Source organism: Pseudomonas sp. 2822-15 (assembly GCF_002742515.1).
GTDB lineage: Bacteria > Pseudomonadota > Gammaproteobacteria > Pseudomonadales > Pseudomonadaceae > Aquipseudomonas > Aquipseudomonas salomonii.
The window spans coordinates 103,706-128,058 of the sequence record NZ_LJRY01000178.1 but is presented as its reverse complement, the minus strand read 5'-3'; the positions used below and the strand labels follow the sequence as shown (position 1 = coordinate 128,058).

Below are 24,353 nucleotides of genomic sequence, written 5' to 3'. Positions count from 1 at the left end.
TTTGTTGACCTCTAAGTCAAAGCACAAACTGCGCCAAGCGCCTGTGGTTTCAGAGAGGATCGGAAAAAGCGGCGCATGATACCAGCAGCCGACGCGATGTGGCGGATAGGCTGCGTATTCTCGAATCTGGCCTTGAGGCATACTGCGCCGACGTTAAACACAGGGTCGTTATCAGCATGAAAAAAGCCAACGCCAGCAGTCTAGCTCTGTTCGCCTTAATCGGCCTGGGGCTCGTGGCACCGGCGTGGGGCGCGGCTGCACCGCCCTTGAGCGAGGTGCGGGTATTCAAGGTCGAATCGGCACGTTGCACGGAAACCATCCCCACGGGCGTGACGACCACCCAGATGTGCACCCATCGTGGGCAGACCAGGGTTTCGGTGATGGAAGTCGGCCTGGGCAAAAGCCCGATGGGGCGCTTCAATGGCGCCGAATTGAATGGGCAACGCACGCCGGTGTGTCAGGTAGGCAACATCAGCGAAGTCTGTAACGGCGCAGGCACTGTGATGGGCTACATCTATGTGTTTGACCTGAATGTCCAGGCCCAAGGCTGGTTCGAATACAGCAATATCTCGATCAATGGCGCGCAAAACACCTTGAAACTCGAGTTCAACATCCTCTGATCAATCCCCTTGAACGCTCACTACCTCGGGAAGTCGTAGCCCTAAGACGGCGACTTTCCTGAACGCCGCGGATGTGCACCAACCCGTGAGGTGTTTATGAGCGCGAACCCTAATGGCACGACGACCAAACCGTTCGTCAGCCACCCGATACGCCTGACCCTGAATGGCCAAGACCGCCAGCTGCAGGTGTTGCCCTGGACCACCTTGCTGGACCTGCTGCGCGAACAGCTGGATCTGGTGGGTAGCAAAAAAGGCTGTGATCACGGCCAGTGCGGCGCCTGCACGGTGTTGCGCGATGGCAAACGTATCAACGCCTGCCTGACCCTGGCGGTGATGTGCGACGGTGCCGAATTGACCACCATTGAGGGTCTGGCCGACGGCGACCGGTTGCACCCGATGCAACAGGCCTTTATCCAGCATGACGCGTTCCAGTGCGGCTACTGCACGCCAGGGCAGATTTGCTCCGCCGTCGGCCTGGCCAATGAAGGCCGCGCCCACAACACCGGGCAAATCCAGGAACTGATGAGCGGTAACCTGTGCCGCTGCGGGGCCTACAGCAATATTCGCGATGCCATTGAAGACGTTGTGCTGGGAGGTGACCAATGAACCCCTTCCAGTACAGCAAGCCGGCCGATGTGCAGGAGGCCGTGCACCTGAGCAGCGCGACGTCGCGGTTTATTGCCGGTGGCACCAACCTGCTGGACTTGATGAAAGAAAACATCAGCCGCCCCGAACACCTGATCGACATCACCGGTTTGGCGCTCAACGGCGTAGAGGAGACCGCCGACGGCGGGGTGATGATCGGCGCGTTGGTCAGCAATGCCGACCTGGCCTGGCACCCGCTGATCGAGGCGCGCTACCCATTGCTGTCCCAGGCCATCCTGGCGGGCGCCTCGCCGCAACTGCGCAATATGGCCAGCACCGGCGGTAACCTGTTGCAACGTACCCGTTGCTACTATTTTTATGATGCCAGCGTGCCGTGCAATAAGCGTGAGCCTGGCAGTGGCTGCCCGGCGCGCGCGGGGTTGAACCGCATCCATGCGATCCTCGGCGCCAGCGAACACTGCGTGGCCACCCATCCCTCGGACATGTGCGTCGCCCTGGCAGCGCTGCAGGCGCGGGTGCATGTAGAAGGGCGTGGCGGCGCACGGGTAATCGAGTTTGCTGATTTTCATCGGCTGCCTGGCGATACGCCCGAGCGCGACAACCTGCTGGCCGACGATGAGCTGATCACCGCCATCGAACTGCCGCCTGACCGTCTCGCCAACCATAGCCACTACCTGAAAATTCGTGACCGTGCCTCCTACGCCTTCGCGCTGGTCTCCGTTGCCGCCGCGCTGGAACTGGAAGGCGACACCATCGTCGATGCGCGCCTGGCCCTTGGCGGTGTGGCCCACAAACCCTGGCGCGATCGCGCCGTAGAAGCCGCGCTGATCGGGCAAGCGGTCAGCCGCGAAACCTTCAGCCAGGCCGCTGACGCCTTGCTGCAGGACGCCGAACCCTTGGAACACAACCGCTTTAAAATCAAGCTGGCACGCCGCGCAATTATCCGTGCCCTGAGCGACGCCGCTGTCGCAGGAGAACGCCCATGACCGCCGTCGGCAAACCCCTGGACCGTGTTGACGGTCTGCTCAAGGTCACCGGCCAGGCGCGTTATGCCGGTGAGTTTCCAGGCAACGACTTGCTGCATGGCAGTGTTGTCTCAAGCACGATTGCCAAGGGCCGGGTAATCCGGATCGACGCGTCCAAAGCCCTGGCGCTGCCGGGCGTGGTCAGGGTGCTTGATCATCTGAACCGCCCCAAACTCGCCAGCTACGATGAGGCCTTCGCCGACGCCGATGCGGCCGACGGCTCGCCGTTTCGCCCGCTGTATAACGACCGCGTGCTTTATAACGGGCAACCCCTGGCCCTGGTGATCGCCGACAACCTTGAACTGGCGCGGCACGCTGCCTCGCTCGTCGAGATCGAATACGCGAGCGAGGCATTTGCCACTGATCTTGCGGCCTTGCATGAGCAGGCGCACCCCTCGCCGCAAACGCCGCCCAAGCCACGGGGCAACTTCCAGGCCGAATGGGCCGCCGCCGCTGTCAGCCTGGATATGCACTACAGCACGCCCATCGAGCACCACAACCCGATGGAACCCCACGCCAGCACCGTGCTGTATCAGCCGGACGGCACCCTGCATATCCACGACAAGACCCAGGGCCCGCAGAACTGCCAGGCCTACGTGCAAAAAGTCTTCGGCCTGGATAAAAGCCAGGTACGGATTTTCGCCGCATTCGTCGGCGGTGCCTTTGGCTCGGGCCTGCGCCCGCAGTATCAATTGCCGCTGGCGGTGATGGCAGCGCTGGCGCTCAAGCGTTCGGTGCGCGTCACCTTGACCCGTCAACAGATGTTCACGTTCGGCTACCGCCCGCGCACCCTGCATCGTTTGCAACTGGGCGCTGCTGCCAATGGTCGCCTGTTGGCGTTGGGCCACACCGCGATTGGCCAGACCTCGCGCTTCGAAGATTTCAGCGAGCACGTGGTGGAGTGGAGCGGCATGCTCTACCACTGCGACAACGTGCAACTGACCTATAAACTGGTGCCCCTGGACGTGTCCACGCCGTTGGACATGCGCGCGCCGGGCGCCGCGCTGGGCGTGATTGGCCTGGAATGTGCGATGGATGAACTGGCCTGCGCCCTGGGGATGGACCCTGTGCAGCTGCGCCTGATCAACTACGCCGAGCGCAACCAGAACGAAGACAAACCCTGGTCGAGCAAAGCCCTGCGCGAGTGTTACCGCGAAGGCGCCGAGCGCTTCGGCTGGAGCCAGCGCAACCCCGAGCCGCGCAGCATGCGTGACGGCAACCAGTTGATCGGTTGGGGCATGGCCGGTGGTGTGTGGGAAGCCCTGCAGATGAAGGCCAGCGCCAAGGCGCAGTTGGATGCCCAAGGCCAATTGACCGTCAGCAGCGCCACCACCGATATCGGCACGGGCACCTACACGGTGATGACCCAGATTGCCGCGCAAACCAGCGGTGTGGCGATGGCCGATGTGCATTTTCTGCTGGGTGACTCGTCGTTACCCACGGCGCCGTTACAGGGCGGCTCGTTTACCGTCTCGTCCGTCGGCACAGCCGTACAGCAGGCCTGCGAAGCGCTGAACGCCAAGCTGCTGGCGATTGCCCGGCAGACTTACCCGGTGTTCAAAGACGCAGAAACTGTGCGCTTTGAAGACGGCCAATTGCACACAGGGGACGTGAGTGTGTCCCTGGCGCAACTGGTCAAGGACAGTGGCGAAGAGGTAGTAGCCGTCCAGGTTGACAGCCAGCCGGACAAAAAGCGTGAAGGCTATGCGACGGCGACCCATTCGGCGGTGTTTGTCGAGGTTCAGGTCGACGAAGACCTGGGCACGATCAAGGTGCGTCGGGTGGTCAGCGCCATTGCCGCCGGGCGCGTGGTCAACCCGAAAATGGCCCGCAGCCAGATCCTCGGCGGCGTGGTCTGGGGCATCGGCATGGCACTGCATGAAGAGACCCAGGTCGACCATCAGCTGGGGCGCTACATGAACCACAGCCTGGCCGAGTACCACATCCCGGTAAATGCCGACATCGGCGACATTGAAGTGATTTTTGTCGACGAACACGACGAAATCGTCAACGCCCTGGGCTCCAAGGGCGTGGGTGAAATCGGCATTGTCGGGGTGGCGGCAGCAGTGGCGAATGCGATCTACCATGCCACCGGCAAGCGGGTGCGGGAGTTTCCTATCACCTTGGACAAGGTGCTGTAGCGCAGTTCTTCAAACCGCCGCAGATCCAATTGTGGGAGCTGGCTTGCCTGCGATAGCGGTATGTCAGCTAAAAATCAGTGACTGACACTCCGCCATCGCAGGCAAGCCAGCTCCCACATTGACGGTTTTTCAACCGGCTTATAGCTTGGTTTCTTCCACCGGCACATGCATCCGATCGCGGTTGGCCAGGGTCGGAAACAGCTTGATCCACACCCCCGTCACCAACAACGTACCAATCCCGCCCATGACCACGGCGGGCACGGTGCCGAACCAGTGGGCGGTAATCCCCGATTCAAACTCGCCCAGTTGGTTGGATGCGCCGATAAACAGGCCGTTGACCGCACTGACCCGCCCGCGCATTTCATCCGGGGTCTCCAGCTGCACGAACGAAGCGCGGATCACCATGCTGATCATGTCCGCCGCGCCCAGCACCACCAATACCGCCAGGGAGAACCAGAACGACGTCGACAGGCCGAACGCAATGGTTGCCACGCCAAACACACCGACAGCGGTAAACATCACGCGCCCGACATGCCGGTCTACCGAGAACCTCGCCAGCCACAGTGACATCAACAACGCGCCTACCGCCGGTGCCGAACGCAACAGGCCCAGGCCCCAGGCGCCGGTCAGCAGAATGTCCTTGGCGAACACCGGCAGCAACGCCGTGGCGCCGCCCAGCAATACGGCGAACAGGTCCAGCGAGATAGCACCGAGAATGTCCGGGCGGCTGCGAATAAAGCGGATCCCGGCGAGCAGCGAATCCATGGTTGCCTTGGCTTTATTGAGCGGTGTCTGGCGCGCGGGCAGGTTGAGGGTCAGTACGCAGGCGATCAGGTACAGCACCACGGTTGGGCCATACACCCACACGCTGCCAAACGCATAGAGCAAACCGCCCAGCGCCGGCGCGACAATGGTGGCCAGTTGCTGCGCCGATTGCGACGAGGCCACGGCACGCGGGAACAGCGCGCTGGGCACGATGCTCGGCAGCAGCGCTTGGGTGGTGGGCATCTCAAACGAGCGTGCAGCGCCGAGCAGGAACGCGAGGATGAAGATCATTTCGCGGGTCACGTTGCCGGTCAGCCCGCCGACGGCCAGGGATAAGGCAATCAACGCCTGCACGGTCTGGCAGATGGCGGCGACCTTGCGCCGCTCATAGCGATCGGCCACGTGGCCTGTGTGCAACATGAAGAGCACGCGTGGAATAAACTCCACCAGGCCGACCAAGCCCAAGTCCAGCACATTGCCGGTCAGTTGGTAGAGGTTCCAACCGATGGCCACAGTAAGCATCTGGAAACCGCTGGCGGTGAAGATGCGCGCGAGCCAGAACGCGATGAAAGGGCGGTGGTGACGCAACAGCAACGCAGGTTCACTAGGCATCGGGAAGTCAGGTCAGGAGCAGAGGGAGCGGGCAGATTAGCATCAAGCTGTAACAAATAGTTGCAAGAACTGAGCTGAGGCAACCTGTCACGCGTCAATGAACCACACGGCTTTCGTCCGAAAATGGGGCTACTCTTTCAGCAATGCTTGATCCAGATCAAAACCGGCCCCGGGATTGGTCTGGCGGCCGCAAGGCCAGAATCCCTACGTGATGGGTAAAAAAAGAAACGAATTGAAATTCGCCACACTCCATATCCGTGGGGGCAGTGGGTGCAGGCTCCCGCCAGCAGCCGGTATTACCTGACAGAGGAAGACTTATGTTCGGTTTGGAGGCGCTAGATCTCGCCCGAATTCAATTCGCGTTCACCATCTCGTTTCACATCCTGTTCCCGGCGATCACCATCGGCCTGGCCAGTTACCTTGCGGTGCTGGAAGGCTTGTGGCTCAAGACCCATAACGACACCTACCGTGACCTCTACCATTTCTGGTCGAAGATCTTTGCCGTCAACTTCGGCATGGGGGTGGTTTCGGGCCTGGTCATGGCCTATCAGTTTGGCACCAACTGGAGTCGCTTTTCGGACTTCGCCGGTGCCGTCACCGGGCCGCTACTTACGTACGAAGTGCTCACGGCCTTCTTCCTTGAGGCGGGTTTTCTCGGGGTGATGCTGTTCGGCTGGAACAAGGTGGGGCGCAAGCTGCACTTCTTTGCCACGGTGATGGTGGCCGTCGGTACGCTGATCTCGACCTTCTGGATTCTGGCCTCCAACAGCTGGATGCAGACCCCGCAAGGCTTTGAAATCATCGACGGCCGGGTGATTCCCACCGACTGGCTGGCGGTGATCTTCAACCCGTCGTTCCCCTACCGCCTGATGCACATGGCCACGGCCGCCTTTGTGGCCACCGCGTTCTTCGTCGGTTCTTCGGCAGCCTGGCATTTGCTGCGCGGCAAGGACAACCCGGCGATCCGCACCATGCTGTCGATGGCGATGTGGATGGCCCTGATTGTGGCGCCTATTCAGGCGGTGATCGGTGACTTCCATGGCCTCAACACCTTGAAGCACCAACCGGCGAAAATCGCCGCGATTGAAGGCCACTGGGAAAATATCGGCAACGAGCCCACGCCGCTGATCCTGTTCGGCTGGCCGGACATGAAAGCCGAGAAAACCAAATACGCGGTGGAGATTCCGTACCTCGGTAGCCTGATCCTGACCCACTCCCTGGACAAACAGGTGCCGGCGCTCAAGGAGTTCCCGCCTGAAGACCGTCCTAATTCGACCATTGTGTTCTGGTCGTTCCGGGTCATGGTCGGCCTGGGCTTCCTGATGATTTTCACCGGTCTGTTCAGCCTGTGGCTGCGCCGGGGCGACAAGATGTACACGTCCAAGCCGTTCCTGTACTTGGCACTGTGGATGGGCCCTTCCGGCCTGATCGCGATTCTTGCCGGTTGGTTCACCACCGAAATCGGTCGCCAGCCGTGGGTGGTGTATGGGCTGATGCGCACGGCGGACGCGTCCTCCGGGCATAGCCTGGCGCAGATGACCATCACGCTGGTGTTGTTCGTGGTGGTGTACTTCGCGCTGTTCGGCGCCGGGTTGGGCTACATGATGCGCCTGGTGCGCAAAGGCCCGCAGACCCACGAAGGCAGCGAGCCGACCCATGGCGGCCCTGGCCAGAAACGTACACCGGCCCGTCCGTTGTCCGCCGCCGATGACGGCAGCGACGACGACCACGCCCACATCCAGCACAAGGGGAATTGAGATGGGTATTGATCTTCCGCTGATCTGGGCCGTGATCATCATCTTCGGCATCATGATGTACGTGGTGATGGACGGTTTCGATTTGGGCATCGGCATCCTCTTTCCGTTTATCCCCGGCAAAGTCGACCGTGACGTGATGATGAACACCGTCGCACCGGTATGGGACGGCAACGAAACCTGGCTGGTACTCGGTGGCGCGGCATTGTTTGGCGCGTTCCCGCTGGCCTATTCGGTGGTGCTGTCGGCGCTGTACCTGCCGCTGATCCTGATGCTGATCGGGCTGATCTTCCGGGGCGTGGCCTTTGAGTTCCGCTTCAAGGCCAAGGACGACAAGCGTCACCTGTGGGACAAGGCGTTTATCGGTGGCTCCATCGCCGCGACGTTCTTCCAGGGCGTGGCGCTGGGGGCGTTTATCGATGGCATTCCGGTGGTGAATCGCCAGTTTGCCGGCGGTTCGCTGGATTGGCTCACGCCATTCACCCTGTTCTGCGGCGTTGCACTGGTGGTCGCCTATGCCTTGCTCGGCTGCACCTGGCTGATCATGAAAACCGAAGGCAAGTTGCAGGAGCAGATGCACAACCTGGCGCGGCCCTTGGCCTTTGTGGTGCTGGCGGTGATTGGTATCGTCAGTCTGTGGACGCCGCTGGCGCACCCGGAAATCGCTTCGCGCTGGTTCACCCTGCCGAACCTGTTCTGGTTCCTGCCGGTGCCGATCCTGGTGCTGGTGACCATGTACGGCTTGATCCGCGCGGTGGCACGTAATGCGCACTACACGCCGTTCCTGCTGACGCTGGTGCTGATCTTCCTCGGCTACAGTGGCCTGGGTATCAGTTTGTGGCCGAACATCATTCCGCCTTCCGTGTCGATCTGGGACGCTGCCGCACCGCCGCAGAGCCAGGGCTTCATGCTGGTGGGCACGTTGTTCATCATCCCGTTTATCCTGGGCTACACCTTCTGGAGCTACTACGTGTTCCGCGGCAAGGTCACCCACGAAGACGGCTACCACTAGGAGGGTCGTTGTATGTCCGGCAAACCTTCGTTACACGAGATTGAACAGGCCGAGAAACAGCCGCTGTGGCGGCGCCTGGGGTGGCTGGCGATGATCTGGACCGGCAGCGTTCTGGCCCTGTTCGTCGTGGCCAGCCTGATGCGCATGTTCATGAATGCGGCCGGCCTGACCACTCACTGATATCCCGATCCGGGCTTTGCGGCCCGGTTTTCCAGCCCTCGCTACGAGGGCTTTTTTATTTGCGGGCTTTGAGAATGACGAACTTCGGCGTGGCGGCGACTTGTTCAACGCCACGGAACAAACGCGCCAATTTGCTGTGATAACCCAGGTGGCGGTTGCCGACGATATAAAGGGCACCGCCCACTACCAGGGCTTCGCGCGCCTGCTGGAACATGCGCCAGGCCAGGAAGTCGCCGACCACCTGTTGTTGGTGAAACGGCGGGTTGCACAGCACCACGTCCAAAGATTGCGGTTCCTGACCGGCGAGGCCATCGGCGGCGCGTACGGTGACCTCGCGCGCACCGAAGGCGGCCTGCCAGTTTTCGGCCGCTGACTGCACGGCCATGTAGGACTCATCCACCAGGGTGTACTGCGCGTCGGGGTTTTGCAGGGCGCTGGCAATTGCCAACACGCCGTTGCCGCAGCCCAGGTCCGCCACGCGCGCGCTGCCGAGGTTGGTTGGCAGGTGCGGGAGGAAGGCGCGGGTGCCGATGTCCAGGCCTTCGCGGCAGAATACATTGGCGTGGTTCAACAGCTCGATGGCCGGTGTGTCTAGTGTGTAGCGAGTAGGGTAGGGCGAGACGGCAGCCGGGCGGTCTTCAGCCGTGGCGATCAGTAACCGGGCTTTTTTCATGGCGAGGGAGGCGTGCATCGGGCCGATATAGCGCTCCAGCAACTCGCCCGCCGCCCGTGGCAGGTGCTTGACCATCGCCCCGGCAATTACCTGAGCGCCTGGCGCCAACTGCCCTTGCAGGCGGATCAACTGTTCTTCCAGCAGGGCCAGGGTCTTTGGCACGCGGATCAGCACGCGGTCGAACGGCCCGGCCGGCAGCTGGCTGGCGGGCACGAATGCCACGGCATCAAAGGCCTTGCCGTTGCGTACCAGGTTTTTTTCCAGACCCTGGGCCGCCAAAAACGAGTCGCCGCTGGACGAGACCTGCACCTGGCCTTCAAGGCTGGCCGCCAACGCGCCGAAGCTGTCGTTGAGCACCAGTACACGGGTTGCCGCGCCAGGCTGCTGCTCGGCCAGGTAGCTGAGCAGGTACTCGTCGGCGGCATCGAAGGCCTGCAACGGGTCATTGTGTTGCTCTGGCTGGCGAATCAGGTCGAGCTGGGCGAAGGGGCTGTCAAGCAGGGGCATGGCGGGGGGAGCTCTGGGTCATCGATGGGGCGGCAGCGGGCACGGGAGGCCGGCGCAACCATCTGAGTGAACAACGAAGTGGCACCCATGCGCCGTATCAACACTCAGAATTGGCCGTAAATGTTACTTTTTTTTCGGCGGGATTACATGCGGTGTTTCTTCAGCGGTTAAAACAACCCGGCTTTGGAGGCGCAAAGCACGGCCGCAATCTTGTTATTGACCCCAAGTTTGCTCAAGCAACTGCTGATATGGAAGCCTACGGTGCGCTCCGACAGGCACAGGATCATGGCAATTTCGCACGCCGTCTTGCCCAAGGCTGAATACCTGAGGATTTCTGTTTCTCGTGGCGTCAACTTGCAAGGCGCCGTGACGCTGGTTTTTCCGGCATATTCTTGTGCCACCGCCGCGTGCATCACGTGGCAAAGCCAGAGGACCTGGCCGGCTTTCTCGTAAAGCTCTTCCGGGCTGACTTCGCCGTTACTGCGGCCCAGGGTGAGCATGCTGAACACGCCTTGAAAGTCGTGCACGGCCTGGGTCCACCCCAAATGCACACCAAAGGATTGGGCCAACGACCATAGGTGCGGCGTGGTGTTGAATGTTTTTTCATCCCACACGATGGGCATCACACTGCTTTTGCAGTGGGCGACGACCGGATCAATGTCAAAGAAATGCGCTTGTTTGTAGACGTTGTTCCATTCGCTTGGGTAGTTGTTGAAGTGAATGGGTTTTGTTTGAGTGCCTGATTGTTGTGAGCTCATCGTGAATGAGCAGTATTGGAACCCGAGCTCATAGGTGTGATTGATCACCATCTCATAAATAGTGCTGATCTTGTTCTCACCTTCCAATTTGGGGAGTCGTGTATTGCGCCAGTTGATCATCGGTAACTCTCCATAGTGTTGTTGCCTGGGCACGTCCTATCTCCCAGCGGGTACGGAAAACAGTGTAGGACAAAGCCTACAACTCGTAGCGTGAAAAAAATTTACTGATTGTTCGTATTTTCTTTGTTTAATACTTATACGCCGAGCTATCTTTTGTACATGTATCGCTGTTGCACTGAAATATCTAATAAAATTAATATCTTGGCAGTGATATTAAATTGATAGCGGTTTAACTACACAGCGACAGGCAATGGCCTGTTGGAAGGTGAGAAATAGCTAAATGTTTAGTTGAACTGGATAGATTCGATTTAAGCGTTAACACGCGAACGGCTCCCCCGTGCGCGTGGCAATGCCAGTACAAACCACCGGTGTTTCCCTGCGCGACTTTGAGGGACACTAGGGCACCTGTTCAACGGAGCCCCTCATGACGGCCAGTGCTGAGAAATTTACCTGCCAGACCTTGCTCGAGGTGCAATCGCTGACGCCCAGCCTGTTTACCCTGCGCACCACCCGTGATCCGGGCTTTCGGTTTACCGCCGGCCAGTTTGTGCGCTTGGGCGTGACCAAGGCGGACGGCAGCACGGTGTGGCGCGCCTATTCCATCGTGTCCTCGCCATTTGACGAACACTTGGACTTCTTCTCTATTGTGGTTCCGGGAGGCGAGTTCACCAGTGAATTAAGCCGCCTGAAGGTGGGCGATACCTTGATGGTGGAGCGCCAAGCCACTGGCTATCTGACCTTGAACCGCTTTGTGGACGGGCGTGATCTGTGGCTGCTGGGTACCGGCACCGGGGTGGCACCGTTTTTGTCGATTCTGCAGGACTTCGAGGTCTGGGAGAAATTCGAGCGCATCGTGCTGGTGTACAGTGCCCGAGAGGCCAAGGAGCTGGCGTATCAGTCGCTGATTGACACGCTGGGCGAGCGTGAGTACCTGGCCGAGTACGCGCATAAGCTCACCTACATTCCCATCGTCACCCGTGAGCAGCACCCTGGGGCGCTCAACGGGCGCATCACCACGCTGATCGAGAATGGCGAGCTGGAGCGCGCTGCCGGCGTAGCACTGACCCCCGAGCACTCTCGCGTGCTGATCTGCGGCAACCCGCAGATGGTCGATGACACCCGCCAATTGCTCAAGCAGCGCGACCTGCAACTGAGCCTGAGTCGGCGCCCGGGGCAGGTGGCGGTGGAAAACTACTGGTAATAAAAAAGGCGCCTGAAACAGGCGCCTTTTCCAGGCAAACACGGGTTAAAGCGGCTTGTCGTTCTGTGCTTTGAGCAGATCACGGATCTCACCCAGCAGCAGCTCTTCCTTGGTCGGCGTCGGCGGCAGGCTTGGGGCTACAGCTTCTTCGCGTTTCAGGCGGTTGATGGCTTTCACGCCCATGAAGATGGCGAAGGCGACGATCACGAAGTCGATGACGCTCTGGATAAACTTGCCATACGCCAGGACCACGGCGGGCACGTCACCCTGCGCGGCCTTGAGGGTTATCGCCAGGTCCCCGAAGTCCACACCACCGATCAGCAGACCAATGGGTGGCATCACCACGTCGCCTACAAACGAGGAAACGATTTTGCCGAACGCGGCGCCGATGATGATACCGACGGCCATATCGACCACATTACCTTTGACCGCGAAGGCCTTGAACTCACTGATCACGCCCATAGGTTATTCCTTGTTACAGATGAGAAGGGTGGAGGTCAGTGTAAGTCAGTCGTAGCCTGCTCGCTCGACACAACCGTTAACACTGTCAATTTTTATCGACCCATTAAATCGCAAATAGTTTGCAAAGTGCCACCAATCGCGCGCGGAATACGCTTCAATTCAGGGGCTTACCACACTTTTTTCTTAATCAGCCCGGTGGTGTTTTTCTATTTATCTTCTGACCCGCAGGTCACTAGCCTCTGGCAAGCACAACTGAATGTGCGCTAAAAAAACCAGAGGAAACCTCGATGAACACGTCAATGAGCCGCGGGCCTGTTTCAGCGCGATATGCGCTGGCACTGGTCACTGTCAGCCTGCTGTCCCTTTCCGTACACGCCGCCAACCTGACCCGCGATAACGGCGCCGCCGTGGGGGACAATCAGAATTCACAAACCGCCGGGGCCAATGGCCCGGTGCTGTTGCAAGACGTGCAACTTATTCAAAAGCTGCAGCGCTTTGACCGTGAACGCATCCCGGAGCGCGTGGTTCACGCTCGTGGCACCGGCGCCCACGGCACTTTTACCGTTACCGACAACCTCAGCGACTTGACCAAAGCCAAAGTCTTCGCAGCCGGTGAAGCCACCCCTGTATTCGTGCGTTTCTCGGCGGTGGTGCACGGCAACCATTCCCCGGAAACCCTGCGTGACCCGCGCGGCTTCGCCACCAAGTTCTACACCAGCGAAGGTAACTGGGACCTGGTAGGCAATAACTTCCCGACGTTCTTTATCCGCGACGCCATCAAGTTTCCGGATATGGTCCATGCGTTCAAACCGGACCCGCGCACTAACCTCGACGATGACTCCCGTCGTTTCGACTTCTTCTCCCATGTTCCAGAATCCACCCGCACACTCACCGAGTTGTATTCCGACTCCGGCACGCCGGCCAGTTATCGCGAAATGGACGGCAACGGCGTACATGCCTACAAGTTGATAAACGCCAAGGGCGAAGTGCACTACGTCAAGTTCCACTGGAAGAGCCTGCAGGGCATCAAGAACCTGGACCCCAAGCAAGTAACCGATGTGCAGGGGCGTGACTACAGCCATATGACTAACGACTTGGTCACTCACATCAACAAAGGCGACTTCCCCAAGTGGGACCTGTACGTGCAAGTGCTCAAGCCTGAGGATTTGGCCAAGTTTGATTTCGACCCACTGGACGCCACCAAGATCTGGCCTGGCGTACCGGAGCGCAAAGTCGGGCAGATGGTGCTGAACCGCAACCCGGCCAACGTCTTCCAGGAAACCGAGCAAGTGGCCATGGCCCCGGCCAACCTGGTGCCGGGCATTGAGCCGTCGGAAGACCGCCTGCTGCAAGGTCGGGTGTTCTCCTACGCCGACACGCAGATGTACCGCCTGGGGCCGAACGCCCTGCAGCTGCCGATCAACGCACCTCGCGTCACCGTCAACAACGGTAACCAGGATGGCGCAATGAACACCGGCAAGACCACCACGGGCGTGAACTACCAGCCAAGCCGCTTGCTGCCGCGTGAAGAGCCGCAAGCCGCGCGCTACAGCCAGTCGGCGCTGTCGGGCAGCACCCAGCAGGCCAAGATCCAGCGCGAGCAGAACTTCAAACAGGCCGGTGACTTGTACCGCTCCTATAGCAAGAAAGAGCGTCAGGACTTGATCGACAACTTCGGCGGCTCCCTGGCCACCACCGATGACGAAAGCAAGCACATCATCCTGTCGTTCCTCTACAAGGCTGACCCTGAGTACGGCACTGGCGTGACCAAGGTGGCAAAAGGCGACCTGGCGCGCGTCAAGGCGCTGGCAGAAAAACTGACTGACTGACGTTGGTGACGGTCGGCGCCCGCTGATGGGCGTCGACCCCGAGCTGGAGAAAACCCATGCGAATTTCTATCGGTTTACTGATGGCCATGCTGGCCTTTGTCGTCCATGCCGAGTCGCCCGACCCGGTCGCGCTCAAGGCCCAGTTGCAGAACTACTATTTCGACGCCGCCCGCCGTGGCGATATCGACATGCTCAACACCTTTATCGAATCCGGCTACAGCCTCAACACCCAGGATGACAAGGGTTACACCGCGCTGATCCTTGCCGCCTACCACGGCCAGGCTCCGTTCGTGGAACGCCTGCTCAACGCCGGCGCCGACGCCTGCGTGCAAGACAAACGCGGTAACACCGCCCTCATGGGCGCGATCTTCAAAGGCGAGCTGAAAATCGCCCAGCGCCTGCTCGCCACCGACTGCAACCCCGACCAGCGCAACGGCGCCGGGCAGACCGCCGCCATGTACGCCGGGCTGTTCAAGCGCGTTGAGTTGCTGGATGAGTTAAAGGCCAAAGGCGCCGACCTTAACGCCGAAGACCCGATCGGCAACAGCGCTTCACGTTTGGCCAGTGGTGAAATCCGGACCCCGGCGCCGCGCTGAGCTATCATCGCGGTTTTTCGGTTGGAGGTTCTCAAATGGCAAAGGCCAAGCGCATGTACGGCTGCACCGAGTGCGGCGCGACCTTTCCCAAGTGGGCCGGCCAGTGCACCGAGTGCGGTGCATGGAACACCCTGACGGAAACCATGATCGAAAGCGGCGGCGCTGCAGCCCCCACCGGCCGTGCCGGCTGGACCGGGCAGCAGGCGCAGATCAAGACGTTGGCCGAAGTCAGCGTCGAAGAAATTCCGCGTTTCTCCACCGCGTCCGGGGAGCTGGACCGCGTACTGGGCGGCGGGCTGGTGGACGGCTCGGTGGTGCTGATCGGCGGCGACCCCGGCATCGGCAAATCGACCATCCTGCTTCAAACCCTGTGCAGCATCGCCAGCCGCATGCCGGCACTCTACGTCACCGGTGAAGAATCCCAGCAGCAAGTGGCCATGCGCGCCCGCCGCCTGGGTTTGCCCCAGGACCAACTGCGGGTGATGACCGAAACCTGCATCGAAAGCATCATCGCCACGGCGCGCATCGAAAAGCCCAAGGTCATGGTGATCGACTCGATCCAGACGATTTTCACCGAGCAGCTGCAATCGGCACCCGGCGGCGTGTCCCAGGTGCGCGAAAGCGCGGCGCTCTTGGTGCGCTATGCCAAGCAGAGCGGTACGGCGATTTTTCTGGTGGGCCACGTGACCAAAGAGGGCGCCTTGGCCGGGCCGCGGGTGCTTGAGCATATGGTCGACACCGTGCTGTATTTCGAAGGCGAATCCGATGGTCGTTTGCGTTTGCTGCGGGCCGTGAAGAACCGCTTTGGCGCGGTCAATGAGTTGGGCGTGTTTGCCATGACCGACCGGGGGTTGAAAGAAGTCTCCAACCCGTCAGCCATTTTTCTCACACGTGCCCAGGAAGAAGTGCCGGGAAGTGTGGTGATGGCGACGTGGGAAGGCACTCGCCCGATGTTGGTGGAAGTGCAGGCGCTGGTGGATGACAGCCACTTGGCCAACCCGCGCCGGGTGACACTGGGCCTCGACCAGAATCGCTTGGCGATGCTGTTGGCGGTGCTGCACCGTCACGGCGGCATTCCCACCCACGACCAGGACGTGTTCCTCAACGTGGTCGGCGGGGTTAAGGTGCTGGAAACCGCCTCCGACCTGGCATTGATGGCGGCGGTGATGTCCAGTTTGCGTAACAAGCCGTTGCCCCATGACTTGCTGGTGTTTGGTGAGGTCGGCCTGTCGGGCGAGGTGCGCCCGGTGCCGAGCGGCCAGGAGCGTTTGAAGGAAGCGGCCAAGCACGGCTTCAAGCGCGCGATCGTGCCCAAGGGCAATGCGCCGAAGGAAATGCCGCCGGGCTTGCAGGTCATTGCAGTCACGCGCCTGGAGCAGGCGCTGGATGCACTGTTCGAATAACCGTGGAGCAATCAGGGATGTACGCAATGCAACAGACCAATCGTTGGGGGGTATGTGCCCTGTTCGTGGCCTTGCTCGGGTTGCCGGGCATTGCCTTGGCTGAGTCGGCCCCACTGCCGGCCGGTTACCGCATGGCCCAGGAACTGGCGACAGCAGACGGCGGCGTGCTGCAGGTGCTGGAAGACCAGCGCATCAGCGCGCAGTTGCACAAAGACAGCTGGGGCAATGGTCTGGATGAGGACTCATTTGACGAGCCCGGCGATCTGTTGGAAAACCCGTTGCTCAACGCCCAGGTACGTTTGCTGTCGGCGTCCGGCGCCGTGCTGGCGCACGACAATCTTGGCTACCCCTTGGCCAAGGTCAAGAAGGCCCCGCTTAAAGGCCTGCCGGACACTGTTTACTTTTTGAGCATCGACCAGACGGCGCCGATGGGCAGTTACAGCGGCCCGGCGACTCAGCTGCTGCTGCCGGCCAAACAGCAACTCAAACCAATGAGCTATAAGGGCTCGGCCGGCAAGGTCGAGCCGCTGACCCTGGCCCAGACCGGCAAAGCCGCCTGGCAGATCGCTACGTCAGCCGCCGGCGGTACGGATGAGTTACTGCAGGTCTCGTCCTTTATGGACGGTGACGGCGACGATGATTTCGCAACCCGCTACACGACCTATCGTTTTATCGATGGGCAATGGCAGGCCGTGTCGCGTCAGAAGGCGGGTTATTGGGACACGGAAAGCGAATTCCCCCCGAGTGCCGCGTTTCCCTGAGTGTCGCTTTTCCGTGAGAGCGTCACTACCAGAAGATCATTTTCAATGCCAAGGCAATCACGACTACGTTGAAAGCACTTTCCATCCACTTATCGCCTTTCTGTAGAGCAAACTTGGCGCCCGCATTGGCGCCAAATAGCGTGCCTATGATCAGGCAACACCCGTACTGCCAATTAATGATTCCGCTGACACCGAATATTATTAACGAGCCGACTGAGAGGATGAGGCCACCCACCTTGCGCGTGCCAATTGACTCGCTGATCGTTTTTTTAAAAAATATAATATACAAATAAGTTGATAACTTGGCCTGCCCGCCGAACAGGCCGCCGATCATGCCGACGGGAATAAACAGGATATAGCCGCAAAAACGTCTGAGCGAAGAAGGGGCCGTCTTCGGCGAGTGGGGCTTGCTGATGAGTGAAAGCCCCACCAGTAGCAGTGTCAGGCCGCCAATGATTTTATGCAGCAGCGCCGGATCTATGTGCACGAGCAGACTTGCACCGACCAAGGCGCCAGCCAAACCAAGTGCGGCGGCGGGGGCCGCTAACCTGTAATCCACTTTTCCATTGTTATGAAAGTGTCTTAATCCGGCAAACATCGTCCCTACCGAAGCCAGGCGGGCTGTCGCTATCGACGCCTGTGGGGATATTCCGAGCCAGATCATCACCGGCACTGTAAGAAATACACTGCCGCCGGTATTGGTGCCGATAAAACCCGTCATAACACCCAGTACGACCAACCCTGCGCCTATCAGCCACTCATGCTCAATCATATTAAAGACCTGCATCCCTGATGACGTGCATTAATTGTTATTCGTTCAAGCAGAGGGGGTCTACCCAATGGTAGCAATTGCGGTCCCTGCTATTAGCGGTAAGATGCAGTTTTGCGGTGTGCACAAAGCTATATTCACCAATGATCGGACGACGGCGATCAAAGGTGTCGCCTATCGCTTTTGAAACAAGACTACTGAGTTTTAATACCTTTTGGCTTTTGCCGCTGCACAATATTGAATTGAAATGAAGATTTGTAATCAGTAGACATGTCTCAGTGATACCGCAACGTTCGCCGATGCCATTCACGGTGCACGACACAAAGGTAGCGCCTGCTTCGATGGAGGCCAGTGTATTTGCCATTGCCAAACCTCTGTCATCATGGAAGTGCACTTCTAAGTCAACGTTGGGTAATGCCTGTTTAATCAGCTGAACTGTGGATCGAACCTTGAAAGGCTCACAGATGCCCAGTGAGTCGGCATAACATATGCGGTCGGCGCCGGCGGTTTCGGCGATTTTATAGGTTTCAATCAATGCTGCCAGATCAGTTCTTGAGGCATCCTCAATGGTGTATCGCACGTTCAGCCCTAGCGATTTAGCATATAGGATGCTACGCCTGACAAGTTCTTGTATCTCTTCTTTTGTTTTTCTGAGCCTGTATTTTTGGGAGGCCTCATTAATGCCTGCAAATATCCCTATCCAATTAGCCCCCGTTGCGTAAACGGCATCAATGTCATCGCGATGCGCACGCGAGTGCGCCAGTATGTTTTTCGCCAGCCTCGACTTTACCAGTGAGGTAACTCGGTCAAACTCCTGCTTTGATGCATAGGGGTGACCGGCTTCGATAAAGTCGATGCCTGCATCCGCGAGTGCTTGGCCAATGGCCAGCGTCGACTTGATTGTCAGCTTGACGCCTGGCGCTTGATTTCCTTCTCGCAGCGTTGAGTCGACAAGCGTAATAAATGTCATCACAAGCAATCCATTGTCATGAGGGTTAGCGGTGCATTGAGTGTTCGACGACTTTGCATTGTGACGAATACGTCAACAATTTATCTTCGTTGACTTCAACGCCGAGTCCGGGTTTGTCGATAGCGAGTGTTACTCTGCCATCGCAAAATGAATAACCGCTTTCATCAACAATATCATCGGCGAACCTCTCGGCTGGACAGCCATAGCCGGTGGTTGCCACATTTTTGAGCGTGGCAACAAAATGATGAAGAGCTGCAGTGCCAATTCCGAAGGGGTGCATGCTACCCGTGCTGACTTGCAGGTCTGCAACTTCAGCAGCGGCACACAGTCGACGTGAGGCTAATATTCCGCCGGATTTGAAGGGTTTCAGACATATAGCGTGTGCTGCATTGAGGCTAATGATGTCCTTCAGATCCCTAGGGGTAAACAGGCTTTCATCGGCAATGATAGTCGTTGCTACATTCCGCTTTACTTCCGCTAACCCAGCGATATCATGACCTGGCGTTGGTTGCTCGACAGCGAAAACGCCATACTGCTCAATTCGCTTTATAAATTGGATGGCGGTGGGGACGTCGTAGGCGCAGTTGGGGTCTACTTCGAGCTCAAAGTGATCGCCTAGCGCATGTCTAACCGCTTTGAAACACGCGTAGTCATCTTCCAGTACCCCGGAACCTTTGAGTGTCAATCGGTTATAGCCCTGTGCCTGTAGTTCAAGTGCCCGCTCAGTCACCTCCCTGGCGGAGGCAAATGGCAAACTTCGACTGACGGTATAGCTGAGGTTGTATGCACCGCCCAACAAGTTGCAGACTGGAATGTTAAGCACTTTGCCCGCGAGGTCTAACAGAGCATGATCAATCGCACACTTGGCAAATAGATGCCCTTTGATCAGCGTGTCGAGTTGGCTCATGATAACTTCGAATGCGCAAGGGTCTTTTCCAATGATTGCCGGGCATAGATAACTTTCAAGGACGGCCAACATGGTTTCGGGAGTATCACCTTGAGCAGGATAGCGTCTTGAGATAATTCCGGACTCTCCCCAACCTACCAAGCCAGTATCGGTGGTTAACTTTAATACTATATGCCGCCCCTTCGGGGTTATGTTGGTGGCGGTTTGGTAGGGGTTTTTATAAGGGATTTCGGTCAAGAAGATTTCGGCTTTGGCAATAAGCATGCTTTAACATCCTGTTAGAGGGCCGGGCTGGAAGGACAGGTGAAATGTAGTTTATTAACTGTGTTTTTATCAAGCGCGCGAACCGTATCGTCTTAATGATCGATCATGAAAATAATTTCATTATTGGAAGTGTTGCTTTTTAAAGAAAGGAGCGGCGTTGCATATTTTTCCCACCGAATTCAATGTGGATTGAGTTGTTACAGTTTTAATTAAAATGACGTATGTCGTTTTTGTGAAGGGTTTATATGTTTCCAGGTGGTCGTGCAGGCGGGGTTGTTATGATGATTTGATCTAAAGGTATGACTTTTATTGATGAGGATGTAGCGGAGGCTGGCGGGTGAGTGGATCTATTCAGACACCCGTCGCCTCTGCGGTTTAGAGGGTTTTCAAATCTCTAACAAGGCGCCCAGCTCACGCTCCAGTTCTTCATGATCGCCCACATTCAGCTCAATCAACCGCCGCAAATGGCTGATCGACTCCAGGTCTATGTGCTCACACACAAACCCCAACTGCCCATGATCATCGTGGGCCAGCCTTACCTGCATCTTTATATGCGCCTGCGGATCCAGACGGATATCCACAGCAAACAGCTGAGTGTGATCGCCCTGCCAATCATCAGGGCGCTGCACCAACAAACCTTTGAGCGACAGATCCACCAATTGCACCGGCCAATTCCAGTGGTCTTGCGCAATAGTCGTTCGGGCATCAAAGGCTATACGCCGGAAACGGCGGCGATCGGACGGGTGTTCGCTCATGGTCAAACCCTCTGTGGATAAGGGAATTGTAGCCCTGCGCCATCATCGGGCGTTTATTTCTGCTTTTTTTACGGTTGCAAGGCTCTAGACCAACGTAGGGGGCTGGCCTTTAGGGCCAACAGCGCTAAACTCGGGCTGGCTGTCTTTCTGTCCACCCTGGCTGGAATATAAAAATGAAAAATAATAATAGCCTGCTACGCCATCTACCCTGGCTGGTGCTGGCAATTGTAGGAGCATGCGCCCTGGGCGTAGTGGCCTTGCGCCGCGGCGAGGCGATCAACGCCTTGTGGATTGTGGTTGCTGCTGTCGCCATCTACCTGGTTGCGTACCGTTACTACAGTCTGTTCATCGCTAACAATGTGATGCAACTCGACCCACGGCGGGCCACCCCTGCAGTGCTTAACAATGACGGTCTGGACTATGTGCCGACCAACAAACACATTCTTTTTGGTCATCACTTTGCGGCGATTGCCGGTGCAGGTCCGCTGGTCGGCCCGGTACTGGCGGCGCAAATGGGCTATCTGCCCGGCACGCTTTGGCTGATTGCCGGCGTGGTGCTGGCCGGTGCGGTGCAGGACTTCATGGTGCTGTTCCTGTCCACTCGGCGCAATGGCCGTTCCCTGGGGGACATGGTTCGCGAAGAGATGGGCCGCATTCCGGGGACCATCGCGCTGTTTGGCTGCTTCCTGATCATGATCATCATCCTTGCGGTGCTGGCGCTGATCGTGGTCAAGGCCTTGGCCGAGAGCCCGTGGGGCATCTTCACGGTGATGGCGACCATCCCGATTGCGATGTTCATGGGCGTGTACATGCGCTACATCCGTCCGGGCCGCATTGGGGAAATCTCGGTCATCGGCGTGCTGTTGCTGCTGGGTTCGATCTGGCTGGGCGGGCAAATCGCCGCTGACCCGGTGTGGGCCAAGGCCTTCTCGTTTACCGGGATCCAGATCACCTGGATGCTGGTGGGCTATGGTTTCGTCGCTGCGGTACTGCCGGTGTGGCTGATCCTCGCTCCGCGTGACTACCTCTCCACGTTCTTGAAAATCGGCACCATCATTGCCCTGGCGATCGGCATTCTGGTCACCATGCCAGAGCTGAAAATGCCGGCCCTCACCCAATTCATCGACGGCACCGGCCCGGTATGGAAGGGCGGCCTGTTCCCGTTCCTGTTCATCACCATTGCCTGTGGCGCGGTGTCGGGTTTCCACGCACTGATTTCCTCGGGCACCACGCCCAAGCTGCTGGATAACGAAGTCAACTCGCGCTACATCGGTTACGGCGCGATGCTGATGGAGTCGTTCGTGGCCATCATGGCCATGGTTGCCGCTTCGGTCATTGAGCCTGGCGTGTACTTCGCCATGAACAGCCCGGCTGCGGTAGTCGGCGCTGACGTGGTGACGGTGGCGCAAACCGTCAGCAGCTGGGGTTTTGCAATTACCCCGGAAGCCTTGACGGCAGTGGCCCATGACATCGGTGAAACCACCATCCTGGCGCGTGCCGGCGGTGCGCCGACCCTGGCGGTGGGTATCGCGCAGATCCTGCACAGTGTGCTGCCGGGTGAAAACACCATGGCGTTCTGGTACCACTTTGCGATTCTGTTCGAAGCCCTGTTCATCCTGACCGCCGTCGACGCCGGCACCCGTGCCGGACGCTTCATGCTCCAGGATCTGCTTGGCTCCTTCGTGCCGTCGCTCAAGCGCACCGAGTCCTGGACCGCCAACCTGATTGCTACGGCAGGTTGCGTGGCAATGTGGGGCTACCTGCTGTACCAGGGCGTGATCGACCCGCTGGGCGGGATCAACACCTTGTGGCCGCTGTTCGGTATCTCCAACCAGATGCTCGCCGGTATCGCGCTGATGCTCGCCACCGTTGTGCTGATCAAAATGAAGCGCCAGCGCTACATTTGGGTGACCATGCTGCCGGCTGTCTGGCTGCTGATCTGCACCGTGACAGCAGGTTTCATCAAGCTGTTCGACGCTAACCCGGCGATCGGCTTCCTGTCGCTGGCCAAGAAGTACAGCGATGCCCTGGCCAACGGCCAGATCCTCGCGCCGGCCAAGAACATCGACCAGATGCAACACGTGATCTGGAACGCCTACACCAACGCAACGCTGACGGCGCTGTTCCTGTTCGTGGTCTTCAGCATCCTGTTCTATGCGCTCAAGGTCGGCGTCGCCGCCTGGGGCAACAAAGAACGCACGGACAAAGAAGCCCCGTTCCAGGCTGTACCGGACGCGTAAACGAGGATTGCAACCATGTTCAATGACATCAGTCGCCTCGGTAAATACCTCGGTCAGGCCGCGCGCCTGATGGTCGGCATGCCCGACTACGACACCTACGTCGAGCATATGCAAACCAAGCACCCGGATAAACCGATGATGGACTACAAGGCGTTCTTCCGCGAACGCCAGGAAGCCCGTTACGGTGGCAAGGGTGGGCCCAAGTGCTGCTGACCCGGTATTCGGGCTGGCGGTGATCCCATGTGGGAGCGGGCTTGTGTGGGAGCTGGCTTGCCTGCGATAGCATCACCTCGGTCTGACTGATAGACCGAGTTGTTTGCATCGCAGGCAAGCCAGCTCCCACATGGGTCTGCTCCCCCATTTGTTTCTGTGTTTCTTCAAGGAGAATTTTTTGTCCTCTCCCATCCCCGTCACCATCCTCAGCGGCTTCCTCGGCGCCGGCAAAACCACCTTGCTGCGCCATCTGCTTAAAGCCGAGCACGGCCTTGAAATCGCCGTGATCGAAAACGAATTCAGTGATGCCGGCATCGACACCCAACTGTTGGGCGCCGAGCCTGTACAAGTCATGACCCTGTCCAACGGTTGCGTGTGCTGCACCATCCACACCGACCTGACCAAAGCCCTGTACCTGCTGCTCGAACGCCTGGACAGCGGCGAGATCGCCTTCGACCGCCTGGTGATCGAGTGCACCGGCCTGGCCGACCCTGCGCCCGTGGCCCAGACCTTTTTCATCGACGAGGAGCTGCGCGAGCGCTACATCCTCGACGGTATCATCACCCTGGTGGACGCGGCCCACGCCGAGCATCACCTGACCCAGACCATCGCCCAGGCCCAGATCGGTTTTGCCGACCGCCTGCTGGTGAGCAAGCGCGATCTGGTGGACGAAGCCACCTTCGACGCCCTTAGCCAGCGCCTGACCCGCATCAACCGCCGTGCGCCGATTCGGGTGGTCGACCACGGCAAAATCGACCTGGCTGAACTGCTCGACGTGCGCGGTTTCAACCTCAACGCCGGCATGAGCCTGCGCCCGGTCAGTGCCGCGCCATCCATCGACCGTATTTCCAGCCTGGTGCTGCGCACCGACCAGCCGCTGGATATCGACCGGCTCAGTGAGTTCATGAATGAGTTGCTGGAAGATCACGGCAAACAGCTGCTGCGCTACAAAGGCGTGCTGAACATTGCCGGGGAAGACCGGCGCATGGTGTTCCAGGGCGTGCTCAAGCTCTACGGTTTCGATTGGGACACCGAATGGGCCGAGGGCGAGGCGCGTGAAAGTGTGATTGTGTTTATTGCCGATGAGTTGCCGGAAGACAAAATCCGCGAAGGCTTTGCCCGGGTCTACCAATAATCCTGACTTGAAATGCAACCCTGTGTGGGAGCTGGCTTGCCTGCGATAACGGTGGGTCAGCTAATGATGTGCCAA

At 58.8% G+C, this 24,353-nt stretch carries 23 protein-coding genes; 15 read left to right on the top strand and 8 right to left on the bottom strand.

Annotation, left to right across the window (positions count from 1 at the left end; translation table 11 throughout):
- Positions 1–176 precede the first annotated feature (176 nt).
- The 4 genes from AOA59_RS09995 to AOA59_RS09980 all read left to right on the top strand — a co-directional run bounded on the left by AOA59_RS09995 (position 177) and on the right by AOA59_RS09980 (position 4,392).
- Entirely contained in the window at positions 177–620 is a 444-nt protein-coding gene (locus AOA59_RS09995; protein WP_065911127.1) for a DUF4879 domain-containing protein, read from the top strand.
- Between the two features lie 96 nt (positions 621–716).
- On the top strand, positions 717–1,226 hold the full coding sequence (locus AOA59_RS09990; protein WP_065911128.1) for a (2Fe-2S)-binding protein: 510 nt from the start codon (positions 717–719) through the stop codon (positions 1,224–1,226).
- A complete protein-coding gene (locus AOA59_RS09985) occupies positions 1,223–2,212 on the top strand; it encodes a xanthine dehydrogenase family protein subunit M (protein WP_065911129.1) in 990 nt (329 codons plus the stop codon). The genes AOA59_RS09990 and AOA59_RS09985 overlap by 4 nt, the downstream gene beginning before the upstream one ends.
- Positions 2,209–4,392, top strand: coding sequence for a xanthine dehydrogenase family protein molybdopterin-binding subunit (locus tag AOA59_RS09980; RefSeq protein ID WP_099487108.1), 2,184 nt, complete (start codon positions 2,209–2,211; stop codon positions 4,390–4,392). The genes AOA59_RS09985 and AOA59_RS09980 overlap by 4 nt, the downstream gene beginning before the upstream one ends.
- Positions 4,393–4,530: 138 nt before the next feature.
- Here the strand turns inward: AOA59_RS09980 and AOA59_RS09975 are convergent, their stop codons facing one another.
- Complete coding sequence (locus AOA59_RS09975) at positions 4,531–5,769, bottom strand: MFS transporter (protein ID WP_099487106.1); 1,239 nt, start codon at positions 5,767–5,769, stop codon at positions 4,531–4,533.
- 317 nt (positions 5,770–6,086) lie between these two features.
- On the opposite strand from AOA59_RS09975, the gene AOA59_RS09970 reads away from it, so the two are divergent.
- Genes AOA59_RS09970 through AOA59_RS09960 form a run of 3 tightly spaced genes read left to right on the top strand, consistent with a single transcriptional unit; the run spans position 6,087 to position 8,715 of the window.
- Complete coding sequence (locus tag AOA59_RS09970) at positions 6,087–7,526, top strand: cytochrome ubiquinol oxidase subunit I (protein WP_065911132.1); 1,440 nt, start codon at positions 6,087–6,089, stop codon at positions 7,524–7,526.
- A 1-nt stretch (position 7,527) separates the two neighbouring features.
- Complete coding sequence (gene cydB, locus AOA59_RS09965) at positions 7,528–8,535, top strand: cytochrome d ubiquinol oxidase subunit II (RefSeq protein ID WP_056858218.1); 1,008 nt, start codon at positions 7,528–7,530, stop codon at positions 8,533–8,535.
- A gap of 12 nt (positions 8,536–8,547) precedes the next feature.
- Positions 8,548–8,715, top strand: a complete 168-nt coding sequence (locus AOA59_RS09960; protein WP_010206690.1) for a DUF2474 domain-containing protein — start codon at positions 8,548–8,550, stop codon at positions 8,713–8,715.
- Positions 8,716–8,770: 55 nt separating this feature from the next.
- Here AOA59_RS09960 and AOA59_RS09955 read toward each other — a convergent pair whose 3' ends face one another.
- A complete protein-coding gene (locus AOA59_RS09955; RefSeq protein WP_099487104.1) occupies positions 8,771–9,895 on the bottom strand; it encodes a methyltransferase in 1,125 nt (374 codons plus the stop codon).
- A gap of 167 nt (positions 9,896–10,062) precedes the next feature.
- Positions 10,063–10,773, bottom strand: coding sequence for a LuxR family transcriptional regulator (locus tag AOA59_RS09950; protein WP_099487102.1), 711 nt, complete (start codon positions 10,771–10,773; stop codon positions 10,063–10,065).
- Between the two features lie 424 nt (positions 10,774–11,197).
- Between AOA59_RS09950 and AOA59_RS09945 the strand changes: the two genes are divergently transcribed.
- Positions 11,198–11,974, top strand: coding sequence for a ferredoxin--NADP reductase (locus tag AOA59_RS09945; RefSeq protein ID WP_065911135.1), 777 nt, complete (start codon positions 11,198–11,200; stop codon positions 11,972–11,974).
- Between the two features lie 45 nt (positions 11,975–12,019).
- On the opposite strand, the gene mscL is transcribed toward AOA59_RS09945, so the two are convergent.
- Positions 12,020–12,436: a large-conductance mechanosensitive channel protein MscL gene (gene mscL / locus AOA59_RS09940; RefSeq protein WP_056858221.1), complete on the bottom strand. Its 417-nt coding sequence runs from the start codon at positions 12,434–12,436 to the stop codon at positions 12,020–12,022.
- 287 nt (positions 12,437–12,723) lie between these two features.
- Between mscL and AOA59_RS09935 the strand changes: the two genes are divergently transcribed.
- The 4 genes from AOA59_RS09935 to AOA59_RS09920 are packed head-to-tail and all read left to right on the top strand — an operon-like array spanning position 12,724 to position 17,025.
- The gene (locus AOA59_RS09935; protein WP_099487101.1) at positions 12,724–14,265 is read left to right on the top strand and encodes a catalase; all 1,542 of its coding nucleotides are present in this window, start codon (positions 12,724–12,726) and stop codon (positions 14,263–14,265) included.
- Positions 14,266–14,321: 56 nt separating this feature from the next.
- On the top strand, positions 14,322–14,861 hold the full coding sequence (locus AOA59_RS09930; RefSeq protein WP_069786477.1) for an ankyrin repeat domain-containing protein: 540 nt from the start codon (positions 14,322–14,324) through the stop codon (positions 14,859–14,861).
- A 35-nt stretch (positions 14,862–14,896) separates the two neighbouring features.
- Positions 14,897–16,264 carry a DNA repair protein RadA gene (radA, locus tag AOA59_RS09925; RefSeq protein WP_099487099.1) on the top strand — a complete coding sequence of 456 codons (1,368 nt, stop codon included), beginning with the start codon at positions 14,897–14,899 and terminating at the stop codon, positions 16,262–16,264.
- 26 nt (positions 16,265–16,290) lie between these two features.
- Positions 16,291–17,025, top strand: coding sequence for a hypothetical protein (locus AOA59_RS09920; RefSeq protein ID WP_099487197.1), 735 nt, complete (start codon positions 16,291–16,293; stop codon positions 17,023–17,025).
- Positions 17,026–17,050: 25 nt separating this feature from the next.
- Here the strand turns inward: AOA59_RS09920 and AOA59_RS09915 are convergent, their stop codons facing one another.
- From AOA59_RS09915 to AOA59_RS09900, 4 genes are all read right to left on the bottom strand, one after another.
- Positions 17,051–17,797 carry a sulfite exporter TauE/SafE family protein gene (locus AOA59_RS09915; protein WP_099487195.1) on the bottom strand — a complete coding sequence of 249 codons (747 nt, stop codon included), beginning with the start codon at positions 17,795–17,797 and terminating at the stop codon, positions 17,051–17,053.
- 37 nt (positions 17,798–17,834) lie between these two features.
- Complete coding sequence (locus AOA59_RS09910) at positions 17,835–18,764, bottom strand: LeuA family protein (protein WP_099487097.1); 930 nt, start codon at positions 18,762–18,764, stop codon at positions 17,835–17,837.
- A gap of 25 nt (positions 18,765–18,789) precedes the next feature.
- On the bottom strand, positions 18,790–19,935 hold the full coding sequence (locus AOA59_RS09905; RefSeq protein ID WP_065911140.1) for a mandelate racemase/muconate lactonizing enzyme family protein: 1,146 nt from the start codon (positions 19,933–19,935) through the stop codon (positions 18,790–18,792).
- A 386-nt stretch (positions 19,936–20,321) separates the two neighbouring features.
- Positions 20,322–20,690, bottom strand: a complete 369-nt coding sequence (locus tag AOA59_RS09900) for a PilZ domain-containing protein (RefSeq protein WP_065911141.1) — start codon at positions 20,688–20,690, stop codon at positions 20,322–20,324.
- A gap of 173 nt (positions 20,691–20,863) precedes the next feature.
- On the opposite strand from AOA59_RS09900, the gene AOA59_RS09895 reads away from it, so the two are divergent.
- From AOA59_RS09895 to yjiA, 3 genes are all read left to right on the top strand, one after another.
- A complete protein-coding gene (locus AOA59_RS09895; protein ID WP_056858228.1) occupies positions 20,864–22,930 on the top strand; it encodes a carbon starvation CstA family protein in 2,067 nt (688 codons plus the stop codon).
- Between the two features lie 15 nt (positions 22,931–22,945).
- Positions 22,946–23,143 carry a YbdD/YjiX family protein gene (locus AOA59_RS09890; protein WP_003176208.1) on the top strand — a complete coding sequence of 66 codons (198 nt, stop codon included), beginning with the start codon at positions 22,946–22,948 and terminating at the stop codon, positions 23,141–23,143.
- A gap of 130 nt (positions 23,144–23,273) precedes the next feature.
- Positions 23,274–24,278 (top strand): GTPase, encoded by a 1,005-nt coding sequence (gene yjiA, locus AOA59_RS09885; protein WP_178076256.1) that lies wholly within the window; start codon positions 23,274–23,276, stop codon positions 24,276–24,278.
- Positions 24,279–24,353: the final 75 nt, after the last annotated feature.